Annotated in this window: 15 protein-coding genes; 4 read left to right on the top strand and 11 right to left on the bottom strand. The window is 60.1% G+C overall.

Annotated elements, in window-relative coordinates:
- The first annotated feature begins 246 nt into the window (after positions 1–246).
- The 3 genes from BM321_RS21390 to BM321_RS21400 are packed head-to-tail and all read left to right on the top strand — an operon-like array spanning position 247 to position 3,231.
- Positions 247–1,422, top strand: a complete 1,176-nt coding sequence (locus tag BM321_RS21390) for an NAD(P)/FAD-dependent oxidoreductase (RefSeq protein WP_092444601.1) — start codon at positions 247–249, stop codon at positions 1,420–1,422.
- On the top strand, positions 1,419–2,231 hold the full coding sequence (locus BM321_RS21395; protein ID WP_092444603.1) for an aldo/keto reductase: 813 nt from the start codon (positions 1,419–1,421) through the stop codon (positions 2,229–2,231). The genes BM321_RS21390 and BM321_RS21395 overlap by 4 nt, the downstream gene beginning before the upstream one ends.
- 34 nt (positions 2,232–2,265) lie before the next feature.
- On the top strand, positions 2,266–3,231 hold the full coding sequence (locus BM321_RS21400) for a metal ABC transporter ATPase (protein WP_092444605.1): 966 nt from the start codon (positions 2,266–2,268) through the stop codon (positions 3,229–3,231).
- Between the two features lie 2 nt (positions 3,232–3,233).
- Here the strand turns inward: BM321_RS21400 and BM321_RS21405 are convergent, their stop codons facing one another.
- The 8 genes from BM321_RS21405 to msbA form a co-directional block, all read right to left on the bottom strand.
- Positions 3,234–4,040: a hypothetical protein gene (locus BM321_RS21405; RefSeq protein WP_092444607.1), complete on the bottom strand. Its 807-nt coding sequence runs from the start codon at positions 4,038–4,040 to the stop codon at positions 3,234–3,236.
- Between the two features lie 73 nt (positions 4,041–4,113).
- Positions 4,114–4,785, bottom strand: a complete 672-nt coding sequence (locus BM321_RS21410; protein WP_256573466.1) for a hypothetical protein — start codon at positions 4,783–4,785, stop codon at positions 4,114–4,116.
- A 38-nt stretch (positions 4,786–4,823) separates the two neighbouring features.
- Entirely contained in the window at positions 4,824–5,798 is a 975-nt protein-coding gene (locus BM321_RS21415) for a glycosyltransferase (RefSeq protein WP_092444611.1), read from the bottom strand.
- Positions 5,799–5,895: 97 nt separating this feature from the next.
- Positions 5,896–7,317, bottom strand: a complete 1,422-nt coding sequence (gene hldE / locus BM321_RS21420; RefSeq protein ID WP_092444613.1) for a bifunctional D-glycero-beta-D-manno-heptose-7-phosphate kinase/D-glycero-beta-D-manno-heptose 1-phosphate adenylyltransferase HldE — start codon at positions 7,315–7,317, stop codon at positions 5,896–5,898.
- An 88-nt stretch (positions 7,318–7,405) separates the two neighbouring features.
- Positions 7,406–8,005, bottom strand: coding sequence for an adenylyl-sulfate kinase (gene cysC, locus BM321_RS21425; protein ID WP_371856644.1), 600 nt, complete (start codon positions 8,003–8,005; stop codon positions 7,406–7,408).
- 139 nt (positions 8,006–8,144) lie between these two features.
- Positions 8,145–9,563 carry a PIG-L deacetylase family protein gene (locus tag BM321_RS21430; protein ID WP_092444617.1) on the bottom strand — a complete coding sequence of 473 codons (1,419 nt, stop codon included), beginning with the start codon at positions 9,561–9,563 and terminating at the stop codon, positions 8,145–8,147.
- A gap of 16 nt (positions 9,564–9,579) precedes the next feature.
- Positions 9,580–10,476 carry a GNAT family N-acetyltransferase gene (locus BM321_RS21435; protein WP_092444619.1) on the bottom strand — a complete coding sequence of 299 codons (897 nt, stop codon included), beginning with the start codon at positions 10,474–10,476 and terminating at the stop codon, positions 9,580–9,582.
- Entirely contained in the window at positions 10,470–12,290 is a 1,821-nt protein-coding gene (gene msbA / locus BM321_RS21440) for a lipid A export permease/ATP-binding protein MsbA (protein ID WP_092444621.1), read from the bottom strand. The genes BM321_RS21435 and msbA overlap by 7 nt, the downstream gene beginning before the upstream one ends.
- 123 nt (positions 12,291–12,413) lie before the next feature.
- Between msbA and BM321_RS21445 the strand changes: the two genes are divergently transcribed.
- Complete coding sequence (locus BM321_RS21445) at positions 12,414–13,067, top strand: BUD32 family EKC/KEOPS complex subunit (protein ID WP_092444623.1); 654 nt, start codon at positions 12,414–12,416, stop codon at positions 13,065–13,067.
- A 3-nt stretch (positions 13,068–13,070) separates the two neighbouring features.
- Here BM321_RS21445 and BM321_RS21450 read toward each other — a convergent pair whose 3' ends face one another.
- From BM321_RS21450 to BM321_RS21460, 3 genes are all read right to left on the bottom strand, one after another.
- The gene (locus tag BM321_RS21450) at positions 13,071–14,531 is read right to left on the bottom strand and encodes a hypothetical protein (RefSeq protein ID WP_092444625.1); all 1,461 of its coding nucleotides are present in this window, start codon (positions 14,529–14,531) and stop codon (positions 13,071–13,073) included.
- 107 nt (positions 14,532–14,638) lie between these two features.
- Positions 14,639–15,544 (bottom strand): glycosyltransferase family 2 protein, encoded by a 906-nt coding sequence (locus tag BM321_RS21455; protein ID WP_092444627.1) that lies wholly within the window; start codon positions 15,542–15,544, stop codon positions 14,639–14,641.
- Positions 15,537–17,285 (bottom strand): carbamoyltransferase family protein, encoded by a 1,749-nt coding sequence (locus BM321_RS21460; RefSeq protein ID WP_092444629.1) that lies wholly within the window; start codon positions 17,283–17,285, stop codon positions 15,537–15,539. Before BM321_RS21460 ends, BM321_RS21455 begins: the two co-directional genes overlap by 8 nt.
- Between the last annotated feature and the right edge of the window lie 157 nt (positions 17,286–17,442).

Below are 17,442 nucleotides of genomic sequence, written 5' to 3' on the forward strand. Positions count from 1 at the left end.
GTTGGGCATGCAATTAGTCAAAGCAGCATGATTTTTAGAAGCAAAAACAATGGGTTATTTTTTGTTTGATAAGAGCTTGCTCCCGCTGGACCGCGCAGCGGTCCCAATTCTGGTGGGCGCTTCGCACCCAAGCGGGAGCAAGCTCCCTCGCCACAGGTTTATCGCCATCGCGATTGATCACCAACAAAATCCCATCCCCAGCGAGTCTGTATACTGCGCCCTCGTCTTGAACACTGAGGTCGCTGCATGCCATCCGTTATTTCCACCGACATCCTGATTGTCGGCGCCGGAGTCGCCGGCCTCTGGCTGAACGCGCGCTTGCGCCGCCTGGGGTTTTCAACCGTGCTGGTGGAAAGCGCCAGCCTCGGTGGCGGGCAGAGTGTCAAATCCCAGGGCATCATCCATGGCGGCGCCAAATATGCCTTGCATGGCGCCCTGACCGGGGCCTCGGAAGCCATCGCCGACATGCCGCGCCGCTGGCGCGAAGCCCTGACGGGTGACGGTGAGCTGGACCTGTCCGGCGTGCGCACGCTGTCCGATGCCCATTACCTCTGGTCCCCCGGCACCCTGGCCGGCAACCTCACCAGTTTCTTCGCCAGCAAGGCCGTGCGCGGACGGGTCGACCAGGTCAAGGGCGACCAATTGCCGCCGGCCCTGCAAGACAAGCGCTTCAAGGGCAAGGTCTATCGCCTCGCCGAGCTGGTGGTGGATGTTCCCAGCCTGATCGAGCGCCTGGCGGAACTGGCCGGCGACAGCCTGCTGGCCGGGCAGCACATCGAGCCACTGCGCGAAGCGGGTGAATGGGTCGGGCTGAAGGTCGACGACCGTGAGATTCGGGCCCAGCGCATTGTCCTCAGCGCGGGCGCAGGCACCGCTGACCTGCTCAAAGCCCTGGGCCTGGACAAACCGGCCATGCAGACCCGGCCGTTGCACATGGTCCTGGCCAAGGGGCCGAGCCTCAAGCCGCTTTACGCCCATTGCCTGGGCGGCGGGCCGAAGCCACGCGTCACCGTGACCACCCACCCGGCCGCCGATGGCCAATGGGTCTGGTACCTGGGGGGCGACCTCGCCGAGGGCGATGCCATCGCCCGCGAGCCCGCCGAGCAGATCGCCGTCGCGCAGAAAGAACTTGGCCAATTGCTGCCGTGGATCGACCTCAGCACCGCGCAATGGGCCACGTTGCGGGTTGACCGCGCCGAACCGTTGCAGTCGGGCCTGACCCGCCCGGATAACGCCTTCCTCGCCGAGCAGGATCGCCTGCTGGTGGGCTGGCCGACCAAACTGGCCCTGGCCCCGGACTTCGCCGATCGGGTGGTCAACGCGCTGCAACGTGATGGCATCCAGCCCAGTCACCCGGCTCCGCTGCCGAACCTGCCGAAGCCGCCCATGGGCGTGCCTGCCTGGGAGCAACTGCTGCCATGAGCCAAGCGACCCTGCATGACCTCTATCGCCCTCTGGGCCATAACGGCCCGCGGGTTTCGCCCTTGGGCCTGGGCACCGTCAAGCTGGGCCGCGACCAGGGCGTCAAATACCCCAACGGCTTTCAGATCCCCGATGACGACGAAGCGCGCATGTTGCTCAAGCTCGCGCGCGACCTGGGTATCAACCTGATCGACACTGCGCCGGCCTATGGCCGCAGCGAAGAACGCCTCGGCCCGCTGCTGCGCGGCCAACGTCACGACTGGGTGATTGTCAGCAAGGTTGGCGAAGAGTTCAGTGACGGCCAGTCACGCCACGACTTCAGTGCCGCCCATACCCGACTCTCGGTGGAACGCAGCCTCACGCGCCTGGAAACCGACTATATCGACCTGGTGCTGGTGCATTCCGACGGCAATGACCTGGCGATCCTCAACGACAGCGAGGTCTACCCGACCCTGGCGGCGCTCAAGCGCGAAGGCAAGATCGGCGGCTTCGGCTTTTCCGGCAAGACCGTCGAAGGCGGCTTGAAGGCCTTGGAGCAAGGCGATTGCGCCATGGTCACCTACAATCTGAACGAACGAAACGAAAAGGCGGTCATTGACTACGCCAACAAGCACGGCAAAGCGATCCTGGTGAAAAAGGCCCTGGCCAGCGGCCACGCCTGCCTGAGCCCTGGGGTAGACCCGGTTCGTGCCAGTTTCGAACTGTTGTTTGAGCATCCTGGGGTCGCCAGTGCTATTGTCGGCACCATCAATCCGCTGCACCTCGCCCATAACGTCGCGACCGTAGCCACGGTCCTGCGTAAACACTGACGCCGCCCTACGCGGCCTGAAGGAAGGAGCCGACATGCCGCGTACGCTCATCAGAAAAAACCCCAGTAACTTCAAGACCCTGTCCCTGTTCGTCGAAGCGACCCCCGAAGGCCTGACTTACCAGAGTGTCGGGATGCCGCTGAATTTTGCCCAGACCTTGCAGCGCCGCCGTCCTGTCGCGGTGGCCGATGCCGAGCGTTTTTCCCTGGAGCTGGCGAACCTGGGCGTCTCGGTGCGCCTGACCCTGCATTGGCAGAACCGCGACTATTGGGTGCTGGTGCGCCAGCGTCGGCAGGATCGCGGCGACGTGGTGCTCAAGCTGATTTCCGGCTATGTCCCGGCCCACGAACTGAACCTGCCGCTGCTCACCGCCATCAACGAGATCGCCGAAGAGTGCCTGCTGGAAACCCCGGAAGGCTGGCTGGGCGGGCGCTTCAACGACACCTGGCTGCCCGCCCCCTACGCCACGGCCTTGCACTACCGCGAGGCCTTGCCGTTTCGCCTGACGCCCCTGTCGGGCTCGGCCCGCCCAGTGCGCAGCGCCAACCTGCAACTGATCGAACGGCCACGGGCCTACGTGCACCTGCCGACGGCATCGCTGCAATTGATCTACGACTTGCGCCTGGAGGTGCCCAAGGAAGCCAAGTCCTTGAGCCTGTTTCATGTCGATGAGCGACTTGAGGGCGATCAGTTGGTCGCGCGCCTGGATCGCAAACGCCCGGACTTGTACCTGATGCCACTTGAAGACGGCAAACCGGTGGGTGAGCTGTATACGCTCAAACGCGATCAGCTGGTGCCGGCCAGTACGCGCGGCCTGCACCTGGCCGAAAGCTTCGCCAGCCAGGACGGCTGGGTGGTTCGCGACGAGCGCATCCGCTGGAAGGATTGGACCGCGCAGCAAGGCCTGGAGCCCCCTTCTCCCCATCGCCAGGGGCTGACCAAACTACGCAAGAAGGCCCTGGGTCTCATGCGTTTGGTTCGCGGGACGCTGCAAAAATAGCGTCAGGCCGAACGCTGTTTATCGATATAGGTGCGCCACCGGGCAAGCAGATGGAAATAGCGATTTTCACGCTTGCCCATACCCCGTTTGGACGAGAACGACTCCTCGGCGAAGGCGCCGTCGATGCGCACCCGTGACGCAGTGGTTGGCAGGGTGCAAACCTTGACCCCTGACTGCTGCAGGGCATATTTGAGCAGTCGTTCGGAATGCAGCTTCCTGCCTGTCGCCTGGCAAAAATCGAAAATGCGCTCGATACGCTTGCCGTAGGCACGGTAGGCATCACGCCCGCAGATCGAGAAACGATCATTCAAACCACCCCACCATTGCCAATCGGGAATATAGGCATTGGCCCTGCGAGCAACGGGATGATCGAACACGTAAGCCGGAAGCGCCGTGTGGTAGAAATTGTCGGGCCGTACGAACACGACAAAATCCGGATCGAACGACTCCATCATTTCCGTCACGGTGTGCAGGGAGTTGAGCTGATAAATCAGGTTTCTGAGCGAAGCGTATCCGTCTGCCCAGGTATCGCCCTGGGCCTTGACCCGTTCGAAGTCCCAACGCTCCAGAACCCCCTCGGTGGAATGGAGTTGGCCGGTCATGGTGCTGAACGGTGCGTAGTTGTCGGTGCTCAGCTCACCCCGCTCGCCAGAACGCGGATTGTGCACTTCGTCGATTTTGTACAGGTGGTAGAAACACTGCACTTCGCTTCCCGGGGGGATCTGCCCCAGGACATTATCCCGGATGGAGGGAAAGCAAATCTGCGAGTTTCTCGGGATACCAAAAAATGCCACCGCAACTTTCAACACGCGTTCTGCCCTGTCGTATAAAAGAACTTGTCCCAACGGCGTCGCATCAGGTCATGGGACCTTGCCCGGCGATTCATCGACGACCAAACCAGCCTTGCCACCAACGTCTGGGCGTTAATGGCACTACGATCACATCTGCTTCAAGCAGCCACTTGCGCTCATAATCCCAGGCGTGCCCGCCCCAGAGTTTTCCAGCCTCGTTGGAGAACCCCAGGGTCATCATCTGATAGGTATAACCTGCATGAGTGCGCAGCCAATCGAATACAACCAGCGCATTGAACCCCGTCGAAGGCCCGACATAGCGCTTGCCTCCCGGCCTATCCACCGGGTAGTTCCACAAGGGCGGCAACGGGATGCGCTCCCGGTACAGGACCACACCCGGCAGCGGCGACATGGCTCCGGTAACCCCCACCAGCATCGTGACGCAGCGCGCACCGGGTCGCTCGAACAATCGCTGTACCTCGGGTTTGTATGGCAAGCCGAAAAAATAAGCGTCGGGGGCATTGAACCCGTGGACGAACACATTGACGCTTTGCGGGGTGAGCAGCGCCGACTTTACACAGGTATTGAACGTCACGACCACATCGTCGCTGCCGATATTAAGCGCCTGGAAGTCGGCAGCGGTGATCGCGGGATTATTCGCCACCAGCACCACCCGCGCGGCCTTGCCCAGGTAATCCTTCAATGCCTGGGGCAAGGCACCGAGTACCGACTGATCGCCGCCAGGCAGTTCGTCGAGCGCCATGTCTTCGCTCGGTTGAGACGCACCATCATCCATGTCGTCTACCCCGGTACCTTCATGCCGTAGCGCAGCTTGACCCACCAGCGGGTGAGCGTCGAAGGCGCTTGCCAAGGGCGCATTTCACGCTGGATTTCGGCTGCCAGGAGCTGTCCGACGCGGGCAAAGGAATATTGGCTCTCAGCGAACGCCTGGCCGTTACGGGCGATCCGCGCCGCCAGTTCCGGCTCACGCTGCAGCAGTTCAAGTTTTTCTACGGCTTCGTCCTCGGAGCAGTAGAAAACCGTGTTTTCCATGTCCTTGAAGCCCAACAAATGATCTTCTTCACCCTGACTCCAGGCCAATAACACGCAGCCACAGGCCATGGCTTCGAAGTTCTTGATCATGAACTCCCCCATACCCAAGTCAGCACTGACGAATATCTTGATGCGATTGAGTGTTTCCACGTACTCGCTGCCTGACTTGGTACGCGTCACCAGCATCCCGGTGCGCCGGGACAGGGACTCGAGCAGCGCCTTGCGCTGGGCGTATTCGGTACTCTTGAGGCTACCGAGGAAACCGACGGGGATATCGCGGACACTGTTGGTGTTACGCAACATCTGCTCGTCATAGCCCTTGGAAACAAACACGGCATCGATGTTCTCGGCCTGCATCCGACGAGCCACGACGGCGCCCGATACCAAGGCACGACAACTGGGTAACCGACTGTACAAACGCGAGTAAACGCCTTTGTACTTACTGTCGCCCATGTAGTTCTGATAAGCGTCGTGCTCCAGGAAGACCAACCCGGGAATGCACTTCAACACATTCAGTTGAGGAGCCAAGCGTTTGATCCGAGAGAAAATCACCACCCGATCGAAATCTTCGTGATTGACCGAAGCCAGGAACCTGCCAAGGTTCATCTGCTGCTGTTTGCTCAAGCGATAGATGATGCAGTCATTGCAGTTCTCCCGCACGACTTCATAGAGACGATCAAGTATCACTCTCTGTTCATCCATCACCAGCAGCATGACTTTCATAAACTAATCAACCAAGAAGCAAAAATGGGACCTGTAGGAGGATTCACTGCCCTGGACAGCCGCTCGCTGGAGCCCCAGGGGCTGGGGCATGACGCTGTCAACGGCCACGGATCTTCTCGACAATCGCCGTCGTCGAGCTGTTTTCCACCAGCCCCAGCACCTTCACGGTGCCGCCGTAGGCCGCAACGATGTCTGCCCCCACGACCTGGTCGATCCCGTAGTCACCGCCCTTGACCAGCACATCCGGTTTGACCTGGCGCAGCAGGTTTTCCGGCGTGCCTTCGCTGAAGCTGATCACCCAGTCCACCGCGCCAAGGCCGGCCAGGACCGCCATGCGCCGGTCGACGCTGTTGATCGGGCGACCCGGCCCTTTGAGGCGACTCACGGAGGCGTCGTCATTGACCGCGACGATCAGGCGATCGCCCTGGGCCCGGGCCTGCTCGAGGTAGGTCACATGGCCAGCATGCAGAATATCGAAGCAGCCATTGGTAAAGACGATCCTCTCGTTATGGGCACGGGCATCGTCCACGGCCAACAGCAATTGCTCCAGGCCCAGGACGCCGCGCTCGGAACCTTCTTCGCGCTGGATGGCACGCCGCAGTTCCGGGGCACTGATGGCCGCGGTACCGAGCTTGCCGACGACGATACCCGCAGCGAGATTCGCCAGGGCTACTGCATGGGGCAATTCCTCGCCGGCGGCAATCGCGGCGGCCAGGGTGGAAATCACGGTGTCGCCGGCACCCGTCACGTCGAACACTTCACGGGCACGCGCCGGCAAGTGCAGCGCGGGGTGATCAGGACGCAACAGGGTCATGCCATGCTCGCCACGCGTCACCAACAGGGCACCCAGATCAAGGTCGTGCATCAACTGCGCGCCTTTGCTCACCAGGTCGTGCTCATCGACGCAACCACCAACAATGGTTTCGAACTCGCTGAGGTTCGGCGTGATCAGACTCGCCCCACGATAGATGGAAAAATCCTTGCCCTTGGGATCGGCCACGACCGGAATACCACGGGCGCGAGCGGCCTGGATCAGCACCTGATGGTTTTTCAACGCACCTTTGCCGTAGTCCGACAACACCAACACCTTGATGCCCTCGAGCAGGCGATCAACCTCGGCACCGAGGGCCAGGGGATCGGTGGCAAAAGGTTCTTCGAAGTCGATCCGAAGCAGTTGTTGGTGACGGCTCATGACCCGCAGCTTGACGATCGTCGGCTGGTGCGCAATGCGTTGGAATATCGCTCGCACGCCCGCGCCCTTGAGGCTGTTGGTCAGGCTGTTGGCGGCTTCATCGTCGCCGGTTACACCCACCAGGGAGGCCGGCGCGCCGAGAGCCGCAATGTTCAGGGCAACGTTGGCGGCGCCACCGGGGCGATCCTCGATGTGTTCGACCTTGACCACCGGTACCGGCGCCTCAGGGGAAATCCGTGAGGTACCGCCATGCCAGTAGCGGTCGAGCATGACATCGCCGACCACCAAGACAGGGGCTTGATCGAATCGCGGCATGGACAACTTCATGGAGCATCCCACATACAAAATGAACAGGGGCGCGATATTAGCACAGGGTTGGTGAAGGCTTGTCCATGGCAGTAAACGGATGTATCGCTCAGCTTTGCAGCAATTCAACGAGGCGGGCGCTGGCTGCGGCCAACTCCAGTTCGCAAGTATTGATCACGCACTCAGGTGCCAGTGGCGCTTCATACGGACTGTCTAGCCCGGTAAAATTCTTCAGCCGCCCCGCGAGGGCCTCCCGATAAAGGCCCTTCGGGTCACGCTGGGCACAGACTTCGAAAGGGGTGCTCACATAAACTTCAAGAAAAGTACCCGGGGCAAACAATTGCCGTGCGTTCTCACGATCGACCCGAAACGGAGAAATGGCCGCGACAATCACAATCAGGCCCGCGTCCACCATCAATCGGGCCACCTCGGCAATACGCCGGACATTCTCTTTGCGAGCCTCGGGCCCCATGCCCAAATCGCGACACAAACCCTGGCGCAGGTTGTCGCCATCGAGCAGGCAGGTGTGCAAACCCTGTTCGTGCAGCCGTACTTCCAGCGCGTTAGCCAATGTCGACTTGCCCGCACCAGAGAGCCCGGTCAGCCAGAAACACTGCGGTCGCTGAGACTTGATCGTCGCTCGAGCCCGCGGGGAGACCGTCTGTGCGCATGGTGAGGTCGACGACTGCTGCGACAACACCTCTGACATCCTGTCCATACCGAGCATCTCCAGAAATCGAAATCGCCGTCATGGTCTACCCGTTCGCGCACCGTTGGATCACGCATGCCAACCTGTTCAACGGGCAAGCCATGGAATGAGTCATTTCAACCGATCGCCGATCAGGGGGTCAATGGTCATCCGACCGCGGGACGTCGAGGGAGCGTACCCAGAAAAGCTCATGCCGGCGCACTGCCTTGCGGAAAAACTCATCTTCCCCCGAGCGAGGCCAGCGACGTCCGGCCAGCAGCCGCTGGATCATTCGGCGCAGCCGCCGCTTGAACGGCGGACGGCCTTGCAGGTCGTGCTGCATGCCCAAGGCCATGCTCTTGTCCATCCGAGTGGACGCATCCAGCAAAGGGCTCCATAACCCATCGGCCGGCAACGGCTCGATGGCCGGCGGCAGGGCAATGCCATAGCCCGCCGGCCCCATGGGCCAACGATCGTTGTCGTGCAGATGGTTGGCATAGAGCAGCAGTGTACGCGGACGCCAGCTACCGAGTTCAATCGCCTCCATCAACGCGCGAGTGCTGGCGACATGATCGCTGTGGGGGTCCAGTTCGGGATGAGGCGTCAGGACTGCTTCAGGTCGATGATGCTCAAGCAGACGCGCCAGATCAGCCACCAGGTTGCGCCAGGACGGTTCACCATCGACATCCCCCGGCAAACTCAGGGCATTGAAACGTCGTACGCTACGGATATCGTTTTCGCCAGACTCCAGGGAACCGAAGCTTTGCTCCGGGTGCCTAGCCATGGCATTCAATTGCAGGCAGTAGTACCCCAACTGCGTGCATTGCCGTTGTGGCACGCCGCCCCACAGGGGGACCGCCAGGCTGTCCCAACTGCGCAAACGCCCCTTGAGCCGAGCAGCCTGAGTAGCATCCAGGCCCAGGTCACGATACCTTTCGGCCTCGATTTCACCTTGGGTCAGCGTGACGATAGCTACGTCGGACGCCCGGCTATAAAGACCGAAAGCCGCGAGTTCGGCATCATCCGAATGGGGCGCGATGATGAGCAAACGTTGCTGGCCAAAGTCTGGACAGCTCAAAACATGTAGCGTCGCCTGCGGCGCCAGGCTGCAAAAACGCCCTCGTATTTTCAGGCCACCAGCCATCAATACCGCGTCTTGTCCGGACAGGTTGAGAAAGCGCTCGCCCGCGACACCGCGCTCCATATCCTGCCGATCGTCGCCAATCCAGACCTGCGGATCAAGGAAACGCCCCAGCCAGTGGCTCTTGACCCGCACTTGCAAGATCAGGGTCCGCCCCGCATCGAACTCGCCCGCCACCTGCAGGAAGCCATCGACCAGTGTCGCGCAGAACTGCGGCGTACCCTCCGGAAAGTCGTAGCGATAATCATCGCCTGGAGCGTAGAACAAATGATCGGAAAACCAGGCTTCATGCACGACCCAGCCCAGCAGCAGAAACAATGGCAATGGCCACCAAGCCACAAGAATACCGAACAGCAATGCGATGGATAATGCACCGACCAGTAGTATCCGCTTGCGTTGGCGGTGGCGTTTAAGCAACTGTTGCTTGCGTCCACTCATGACGGCCTGACCTCGCTCACACCTGATAAACCGGAACCCGGTGACACCAACGATCCTTGTATTCGCGATCGGCGCGGCCGAAGGAATACCGCAGGGGCTTACCCAGCGCTCGCGCCTCTTCCCATGCCGTTTGGGTGTTGACGAAGCTGAGCACGCTGCCGGGACTGAATTCGCGGTTTTGTGGGTCCACCCCGCCGTTGATGTATTCCAGGCTGATCCACTTGGGCGCCTCGACCCGATACAGGATCTGCACGGCCATCGGCTCGTCATTCAGATAAACCAGCGAACCGGTCATGAATTCGCGCAACAGGCTGAACACTTCCTTCAGGTGGGCCTTTGCCGGCACCTCGAAGTTCCAACGGCGCTCGAACAGGTCGGCATAGATGGTCGCCTGTTCGCTGGCGCTCAGTTCCAGCATCGGACGGATGCTTCCACCGGCCTCTTCCAGCAGACGCTGTTCACGGCGCTGGTTGTAGCGGAACTTCTTGCTGTAATCCTCAGGCTCACGAGCCAGCGCCAGCCCTTCAGGCTGGGCCTTGAGGGTGATGACATTCGCCGCATTATGCTCCGAGACATAGCGCATGCGCTGGCGCACCGGGACTCGAACGTTCTCGGCGATGGGAAGGATGACCTCCGCATTACCCAGGTCGAACACGCCGCGCTTGCCTTCGCGCTTGAGTACTTCCTTGGACAAAGCCAAATGCCTACCCCAGCAAGGGATCGCCGCAACCATCTGGCCGTCGTGTTCCCAGCCCAGATAGCGGACCGGCAGCCCGGCAAGCCCGGCAAGTCGTTCAACCACCTCGGGATGCGTCGCCACGCTGCCGCCGAAACGATGCCAGGCCTGGGCATAAGCCGTGGAGTCGATCGGTGTCCAGCCCCGTTCACGCCACCAGCGCAGCCTCCTCAGCATATTCCGACCGAATGCGTGTCGGCTTCGTCATCGCGCTCTTTGAAATTGCGGGCATGCAAGCGCGAATAGAAGCCGTTCATGGCCAGCAATTCCAGATGGGTGCCGCGCTCGACGATCTTGCCCTGGTCCATGACCAGAATCAGATCGGCCTTTTCGATGGTCGTCAGGCGGTGCGCGATCACTAGCGTGGTCCGGTCGGTCATGGCGTTGTCGAGAGAAGCCTGGATGTGGTGCTCCGACTCGGTATCCAACGCGGAAGTCGCCTCGTCGAGGATAAGAATCGGGACGTTTTTGAGCAGTGCCCGCGCAATCGCGAGACGCTGCCGCTGACCACCCGAGAGCAGCACGCCATTTTCGCCAACCAGGGTTTCGTAGCCCTGGGGCATCGTCACGATGAACTCATCGGCATACGCAGCTTTCGCCGCCGCTTGGATATCGGCCAATGGCGCACCCGCCAAATCGCCATAGGCAATGTTGTTGGCCACCGTATCGTTGAACAGCGTGACCTGCTGGTTCACCAGGGCGATCTGACGGCGCAGGCTGCGCAAGGTCAAGTCCTGGATAGGCATCCCATCAAGCAGGATCTGCCCTTGTTCATGCTGATAGAAACGCGGCAGCAGATTGGCCAGGGTCGACTTGCCACTACCGGAACGTCCTACCAGTGCGACCACCTGCCCGGCCTCGACGACAAAGCTGATGTCATCGAGCACCTGCTTGTCGGAGCCTGGGTACTTGAAACTCAGATTGCGGACTTCCAACCGGCCGCTGGCACGATCCAGGAAGAGAGTGCCCTGGTCGACTTCCGGCGTCTCATCCAACTGTTCGAAGATGCTTTCGGCGCCAGCCACACCTTTCTGGATCGTCGAACTGACTTCCGACAGCTGGCGGATCGGCTTGGGTAGAAGCCCCGCCATGGTGATGTAGGCGACCAGATCACCGGCCGTCGCATCGCCACGAAGGAAAAGAACCAGAAACATGACGATGGCCATGCCTATGTAGGTAACCAGTTGCAGCATCGGCGTGTACACCGCGCCGGTCTTGGTCATCTTCAACTGTTTGTCGGTGTTGCTCTGGCTGGCGCGCTCGAAACGGTTCTTTTCGTACTCTTCACCGCCGAAACTGCGCACGACGCGATACCCCTGAACCGTTTCGGACACCACGTGAGTGATGTCTCCCATGGCTATCTGGATCTTCTTGCTCTGCTTGCGGAATTTCTTGCTGGTGCTGTTCACCATGATTCCGATCAAGGGCAGGATCGCCAGCATTACCAGCGTCAGCCGCCAATTCATCCACAACAGCGAGACGAACAGAAACACTACAGTCAATCCTTCGCGGATGACGACTTTGATCGCATCCGTCGCCGCGCCGGTGACCATGGTGACGTTGAAGGTGATGCGGGAAATCAGATGCCCGGAGTTATGGCTGTCGAAGTAGCGGTTGGGCAATTCCAGCAACTTGTTGAACAACACCACGCGCAGGTCGTGGACCAGTCCCAGGGAAACCCTGGCGAGAAAGAAGTTGCCCAGGTAGGACCCGACGCCCTGCCATAACGCAATGAGCACAATCATTATCGGTACGGCTTGAAGCAGTTGCAGGTCCTTGAGGTACGGGTTGTTCGGAAAGAGACTCGCCTCCGGGTTCGCCAACCCGTCGACGAAGTACTTAAGGATGTAAGCCAGAACCGGCTGGGTCGAGGCGAAGATCAAGAAGCCCAGGATGCTCAACAAAAAAAGACCCAAGTAAGGGCGCACGTAGGACAACAGGCGGAGATAGATCTTCAGCGTTGACTGAGCGGGAACATCAGGATTGCTCATGGGAATCCGTACTTTGAAAAAAGAAGCAATGCTACCACATCCCACCGCCCCTTTAATGAAGGCCACGACAGGTCAATCGGGACCAAGTCGGTTAAGATGCGGGTCAATTTTGGGGGATGACGAATGCAAACACTCAATCACTCTTCCTACCTCGCGCTTCGCGAAGGTGCGAAAGTGCTCGAGGCTGACGGCAGCGGCGACAAGGTATTGTTGCTGCGCGACGGGCGCTACCTGAAACTGTTCAGGCGCAAACGGCTACTCACATCGGCACTGCTGCGGCCATACGCTCAGCGCTTTGCCCACAACACCGATGCCTTGCTCAAACGTGGCATACCCTGCCCCACCGTACTCGGTGTCTACCGGATAGCCAGCATCGCCCGCGACGCGGTGTACTACAGCCCGCTGGAAGGCAAGACCATCCGCCAGTTGAAGGCCTCCGGGGAAGACGCGGATGCCTTGCGGTTCGAACTCGGCACTTTCATCGCCCTATTGCACGAGAAGGGCGTGTACTTTCGCTCATTGCATTTTGGCAATGTGGTGTTGACACCTGAACACACCCTGGGCCTCATCGACATTGCCGACCTGCGCTGCCAGCGTCGTGCGCTGAGCGACGGCAAAAGGCTGCGCAACTTTGCTCACGTGTTGCGCTACAAGGAGGATCGCCACTGGCTGCTCGAACAGGATGGCGGGACCGCCTTCATTGAAGGCTACAGCCAAGGCCTGCCAGCCAATCGACGAACATCGCTGACGAATGCCTTGCGCCTGTTGCTGGCATGAGGCTCAGGGACCGATGACCAGCACCGTAGCGCCTTTGCGATTGGCAAATCGGGCGATGACTTTGCGCTTGTGCTGCGCCAGCCACTCAACCAGCCATGGCTCGTTTTCACGGGCCTCGATCAAAAAATAACGAAACTCACCGGCGTGCTCGCTCATCGCCTGCTCGCGGGTCAACACTGGCAACGAGTACCCTCGGCCAGCGTAGTAGCTGATGCGTCCATCTTCGAAGTAGGCCGGGGCGCCTGCCTCCGTATTCGCCGCCATCCAACGGCCGGCCTCCACGAAATGTTTTTTTCCAGGGCCGGTGGAGATCACGTTGGAGAGCATCACCAACAAACCCAACACTACGACGACCTTGCCCAGGCGTGGAAACTGTCCAACGAAGGCCGACAGTGCCAGGGCCAGGAATGGCATGCACAATAGATTCAGGAAGCTCATGTACCGTGTATTCATGAACTGCTGGCGCATGAAGAACAACAGCAACACCAATACGTACAACAACGCCGCCCAGGCAAATGGACGATAGTCGCGCCAGTACACCCGCAATACACTCCAATTGCGCCGCAGGACAAAAGGCGCAGCAAAAGGCCCCATCAGCTTGACGAATGTGATAGTCAGCGTCGCCAGAATACCGAAGAAAATGATCCGCCCCGCCTCGTCCTGGGAGTACTTGGAAATAAGGGAGTTGGCGAACTGCTCGCTCAGGGCGTTGAACGAAGCGAAAACCGTGCGAACATCGATCATGCTCAGATAGGCAACCAGCCGGGGCGACGAAAATACGTCGAGCATGGACAGCGCGATGCCCCCCACCGCCACCGGAATCAGACTGAACTGGACGAAACGGTGGCGCTGCGTGGACGAAAACAGGTTGGGCAGCTGCCACAGCCCCAGCGCGGGAAGTAGCAGAATCGCTTCCAGACGGAACAGTACCGCCGCGGCAATAGCCAAATGAATCATGCCAGCGCGAACCCAGCCGCCGCGCGCTTGCCAACGCAAGGCCAGCCAGAGCGCCAGGGCACAGAAAAACCAGAAACCGAATTCACGAATGATGTCGTTTCGAAAAGCGTTGACCGCCGGCATCGCCAGCATCACCAGGCAAGCCCAGCCGGCAGCGTGTGGCGTCTGTCGACGGACGCAGTCCACCATCAGCGCGCAGGTGCCGGCAAGAAACAGTCCGCACCAGAGATAGGCGCTCAGCTCCAATGGAAGATGCAGAACGGAGTGTGTACCGGCAAGGAGAAAGGAAAACCAGGGCCAGTCGAATGACTGCCAAGCGACTTTGCTCCCCTGCTGAGTAACATGCTGGGCGATATCGATATATAGCGCGGCGTCACGCCCGACCGTTGCAGTCCCCCAAACCGCGATCAGCGAAAGCAACAGGCTGCCCCAAAACGCAACCTGGACAGGATACTCGGAAACTACTTGTCGAACCCGGGCTCTCACATCACCGCCACGATCAACCACTGAACCCCCTTAAAATCAAACCCGCACCATGCAAAGCTATCCAGCCCATGGCTCGTGGCAGCACAAAAAACCGCTCGACACTTCAGGCGCTCGCCTGATGTTGCTGCCTACTTGATAAGCAGGCGCGCCGCCTTTCGCGTGTAAGACCAGCGCATGACGGCGCGCCAATCCGTCTGCAACGCCTGCAGGTAAAACTGCCTGGCCAGCTTGTATCTACCGCCAACATAACAGTCGCGAAACAGCGACAGGCAACGCTGCGCCAAAAAACGCTGACGCAAGTCATGCAGGTCCGCCGGCATGCGCTCAAGAGAAAAGACCTCGTCGACAATATCCGTACCTGCGGCAAGACTTTGGACCAGGTCATTGCGCATGCTATCGGCATGCTTGTGAATATAGGCCAGGGGCAGATCCAGAACCGTGCAGGTAAATCGCGCCAGCGCCTGAGCAAACACGGGAATATCTTCGACGTTGCGAAAGCGCTCGGGATACGTTCCGGGGCCGAATACCTCCCGGTGCATCGCGCAGGCGCCATTGGAAATCGGCAGGGTTTTGTCCAGCAGATACCCGCGGACCCTCTGGCGCGCCGTGGCCGGCAAATGCTTCACGCACTGCAAACTGCGCTTGCCATCCGGGAACACCGACCAGTATCCGCCAATGATCATCCGGCTCTCAGGATGCAGGTCGATATGCTGTTTCAGTACCGCCAACGCATTTTCCGTCATCTCATCGTCGGCATCGAGAAAAACCAGGAAGTCTCCAGTGGTTTCTTCTATGCCTCGATTCCGAACGGAAGATAACCCGCCATTAGGCTTGCGCAGGAACCGAAACCGCCCGGCATGCTTGATCGACAACGCTTCCAGTACCTGCGGCGTTGTATCAGTGGAACCATCATCGATCACCAGCAATTCAGCCTGGGCATCCCCCAACTGTTTCATTACCGAGTCGACTGCCCGCGGCAATGTTCCAGCGTAATTGTAAGCGGGGATGACGACGCTGATCAGCACTTCAGTCATAAGCATCCACGCCGTCTTTGACGACCAGGATATCTTCCATGATCAAGTACTGCAGGTCGGAGCCATAGAACATATTCAGCGCATCGGTCGGCGAACAGATCATCGGCTCGCCACGACGGTTGAGCGAGGTGTTCAGCGACACGCCGTTGCCGGTCAGCACTTCCAGGGCCTTCATCATGTCGTAGTAGCGCGGGTTGTATTCGCGCTTGAGCACCTGGGCCCGGGAGGTGCCGTCTTCATGGACGACTTCCGGCACGCGGGTTTTCCATTCTTCGGCGACTTCGAAGGTGAAGGTCATGAACGGTGCCGGGTGATCGACCTTGATCATCTGCGGCGCAACGGTGTCGAGCATCGACGGGCAGAAAGGCCTCCAGCGCTCGCGGAACTTGATCTGTTCGTTGATCCGATCGGCCACGCCGCTGGCGCTTGGGCACCCGATGATCGAACGACCGCCCAAGGCACGCGGGCCAAACTCCATGCGGCCCTGGAACCAGGCCACCGGGTTGCCGTCGACCATGATCCTGGCAATGCGCTCGGGGGTGTTGTCGATCTTGCGCCAGGCAGGCTTGCTCGGATGACGGGCGCACGCGGCGATCACGTCTTCGTTGCTGTAGGCCGGGCCGAGGTAGACGTGCTCCATCTTTTCCACGGGCACGCCACGGGCATGGGACACATACGCCGCCGCGCCCACCGCCGTACCGGCGTCACCGGAAGCCGGTTGCACGAACAGCTCCTTGACGTCGTCACGGGCGATGATCTTCTGGTTCAGCTTGACGTTCAACGCACAGCCGCCGGCGAAGGCCAGCTTGCCGGTTTCCTTGAGCACGTCGCCCAGGTAGTGGTCGATCATTTGCAGCGCGAGCTTCTCGAACAGCGCCTGCATGCTCGCCGCGTAGTGGATGTACGGCTCGTCGGCGATGTCGCCTTCGCGCTTCGGGCCGAGCCATTCGATCAGCTTCGGCGAGAAATAGAAGCCCTTGCCCTTCTCTTTATAGCGGCGCAGGCCGATCACGTTGGCGTAGTCGGTATTGATCACCAGCTCGCCGTTTTCGAACGAGGCCAGGCGCGAGAAATCGTACTTGGTGGCATCGCCGTAGGGCGCCATGCCCATGACCTTGAATTCGCCGTCGAGCATTTCAAAGCCGAGGAACTCGGTGATCGCACCGTACAGGCCGCCCAGGGAATCCGGGTCGAAGAATTCCTTGATCTTGTGGATCTTGCCGTTTTCGCCATAGCCGAAGAAGGTCGTGGCGTATTCGCCCTTGCCGTCGATGCCCAGGATCGCGGTTTTTTCCTGGAAGCCCGAGCAGTGGTAGGCGCTGGAGGCGTGGGCCAGGTGGTGCTCGACCGGCTCGATCTTGATTTTCTTCGGATCGAAGCCCAGTTGCTCCAGGCACCAGACGATCTTGCGGCGATAGCGCTTGTAGCGACGGTTGCCCATCAGGATCGCGTCGAGGGCCCGGTCCGGGGCGTACCAGTAACGCTTGGCGTAGTGCCAGCGCGCCTCGCCGAACAGGCTGATCGGGGCGAACGGAATCGCCACCACATCCACGTCGGAAGGCTTGATGCCGGCTTGTTCCAGGCAGAACTTTGCCGACTCGTAGGGCATGCGGTTCTTTGCATGTTTATCGCGTACGAAGCGCTCTTCCTCGGCCGCCGCGATCAGCTTGCCGTCTATGTACAGCGCTGCGGAAGGATCATGGCTAAGGGCGCCGGACAGGCCAAGAATCGTCAATGCCACAGGGTCTAGCCTCTTATGTCTGCATACGGGCGACAAGCGCCGCGAAAAATGGATGTGCCCGCGCGCCAGGGGTGCGGGGCAGCTAAAGGGCGGGATTATAGCTTAAAAGCAATCTTAAGCCTCTAGCGGTGAGTGGCGGGCCGCTGTCCGGTGTTAA

It is taken from the genome of Pseudomonas sp. NFIX10, from assembly GCF_900111955.1.
GTDB lineage: Bacteria > Pseudomonadota > Gammaproteobacteria > Pseudomonadales > Pseudomonadaceae > Aquipseudomonas > Aquipseudomonas fluorescens_AA.

Coding starts and splice junctions, on each gene's coding strand:
- BM321_RS21390 (WP_092444601.1), top strand. CDS start 247: ATGCCATCCGTTATTTCCACCGACATCCTGATTGTCGGCGCCGGAGTC.
- BM321_RS21395 (WP_092444603.1), top strand. CDS start 1,419: ATGAGCCAAGCGACCCTGCATGACCTCTATCGCCCTCTGGGCCATAAC.
- BM321_RS21400 (WP_092444605.1), top strand. CDS start 2,266: ATGCCGCGTACGCTCATCAGAAAAAACCCCAGTAACTTCAAGACCCTG.
- BM321_RS21410 (WP_256573466.1), bottom strand. CDS start 4,785: ATGGCGCTCGACGAACTGCCTGGCGGCGATCAGTCGGTACTCGGTGCC.
- BM321_RS21415 (WP_092444611.1), bottom strand. CDS start 5,798: ATGAAAGTCATGCTGCTGGTGATGGATGAACAGAGAGTGATACTTGAT.
- hldE (WP_092444613.1), bottom strand. CDS start 7,317: ATGAAGTTGTCCATGCCGCGATTCGATCAAGCCCCTGTCTTGGTGGTC.
- cysC (WP_371856644.1), bottom strand. CDS start 8,005: ATGTCAGAGGTGTTGTCGCAGCAGTCGTCGACCTCACCATGCGCACAG.
- BM321_RS21430 (WP_092444617.1), bottom strand. CDS start 9,563: ATGAGTGGACGCAAGCAACAGTTGCTTAAACGCCACCGCCAACGCAAG.
- BM321_RS21435 (WP_092444619.1), bottom strand. CDS start 10,476: ATGCTGAGGAGGCTGCGCTGGTGGCGTGAACGGGGCTGGACACCGATC.
- msbA (WP_092444621.1), bottom strand. CDS start 12,290: ATGAGCAATCCTGATGTTCCCGCTCAGTCAACGCTGAAGATCTATCTC.
- BM321_RS21445 (WP_092444623.1), top strand. CDS start 12,414: ATGCAAACACTCAATCACTCTTCCTACCTCGCGCTTCGCGAAGGTGCG.
- BM321_RS21455 (WP_092444627.1), bottom strand. CDS start 15,544: ATGACTGAAGTGCTGATCAGCGTCGTCATCCCCGCTTACAATTACGCT.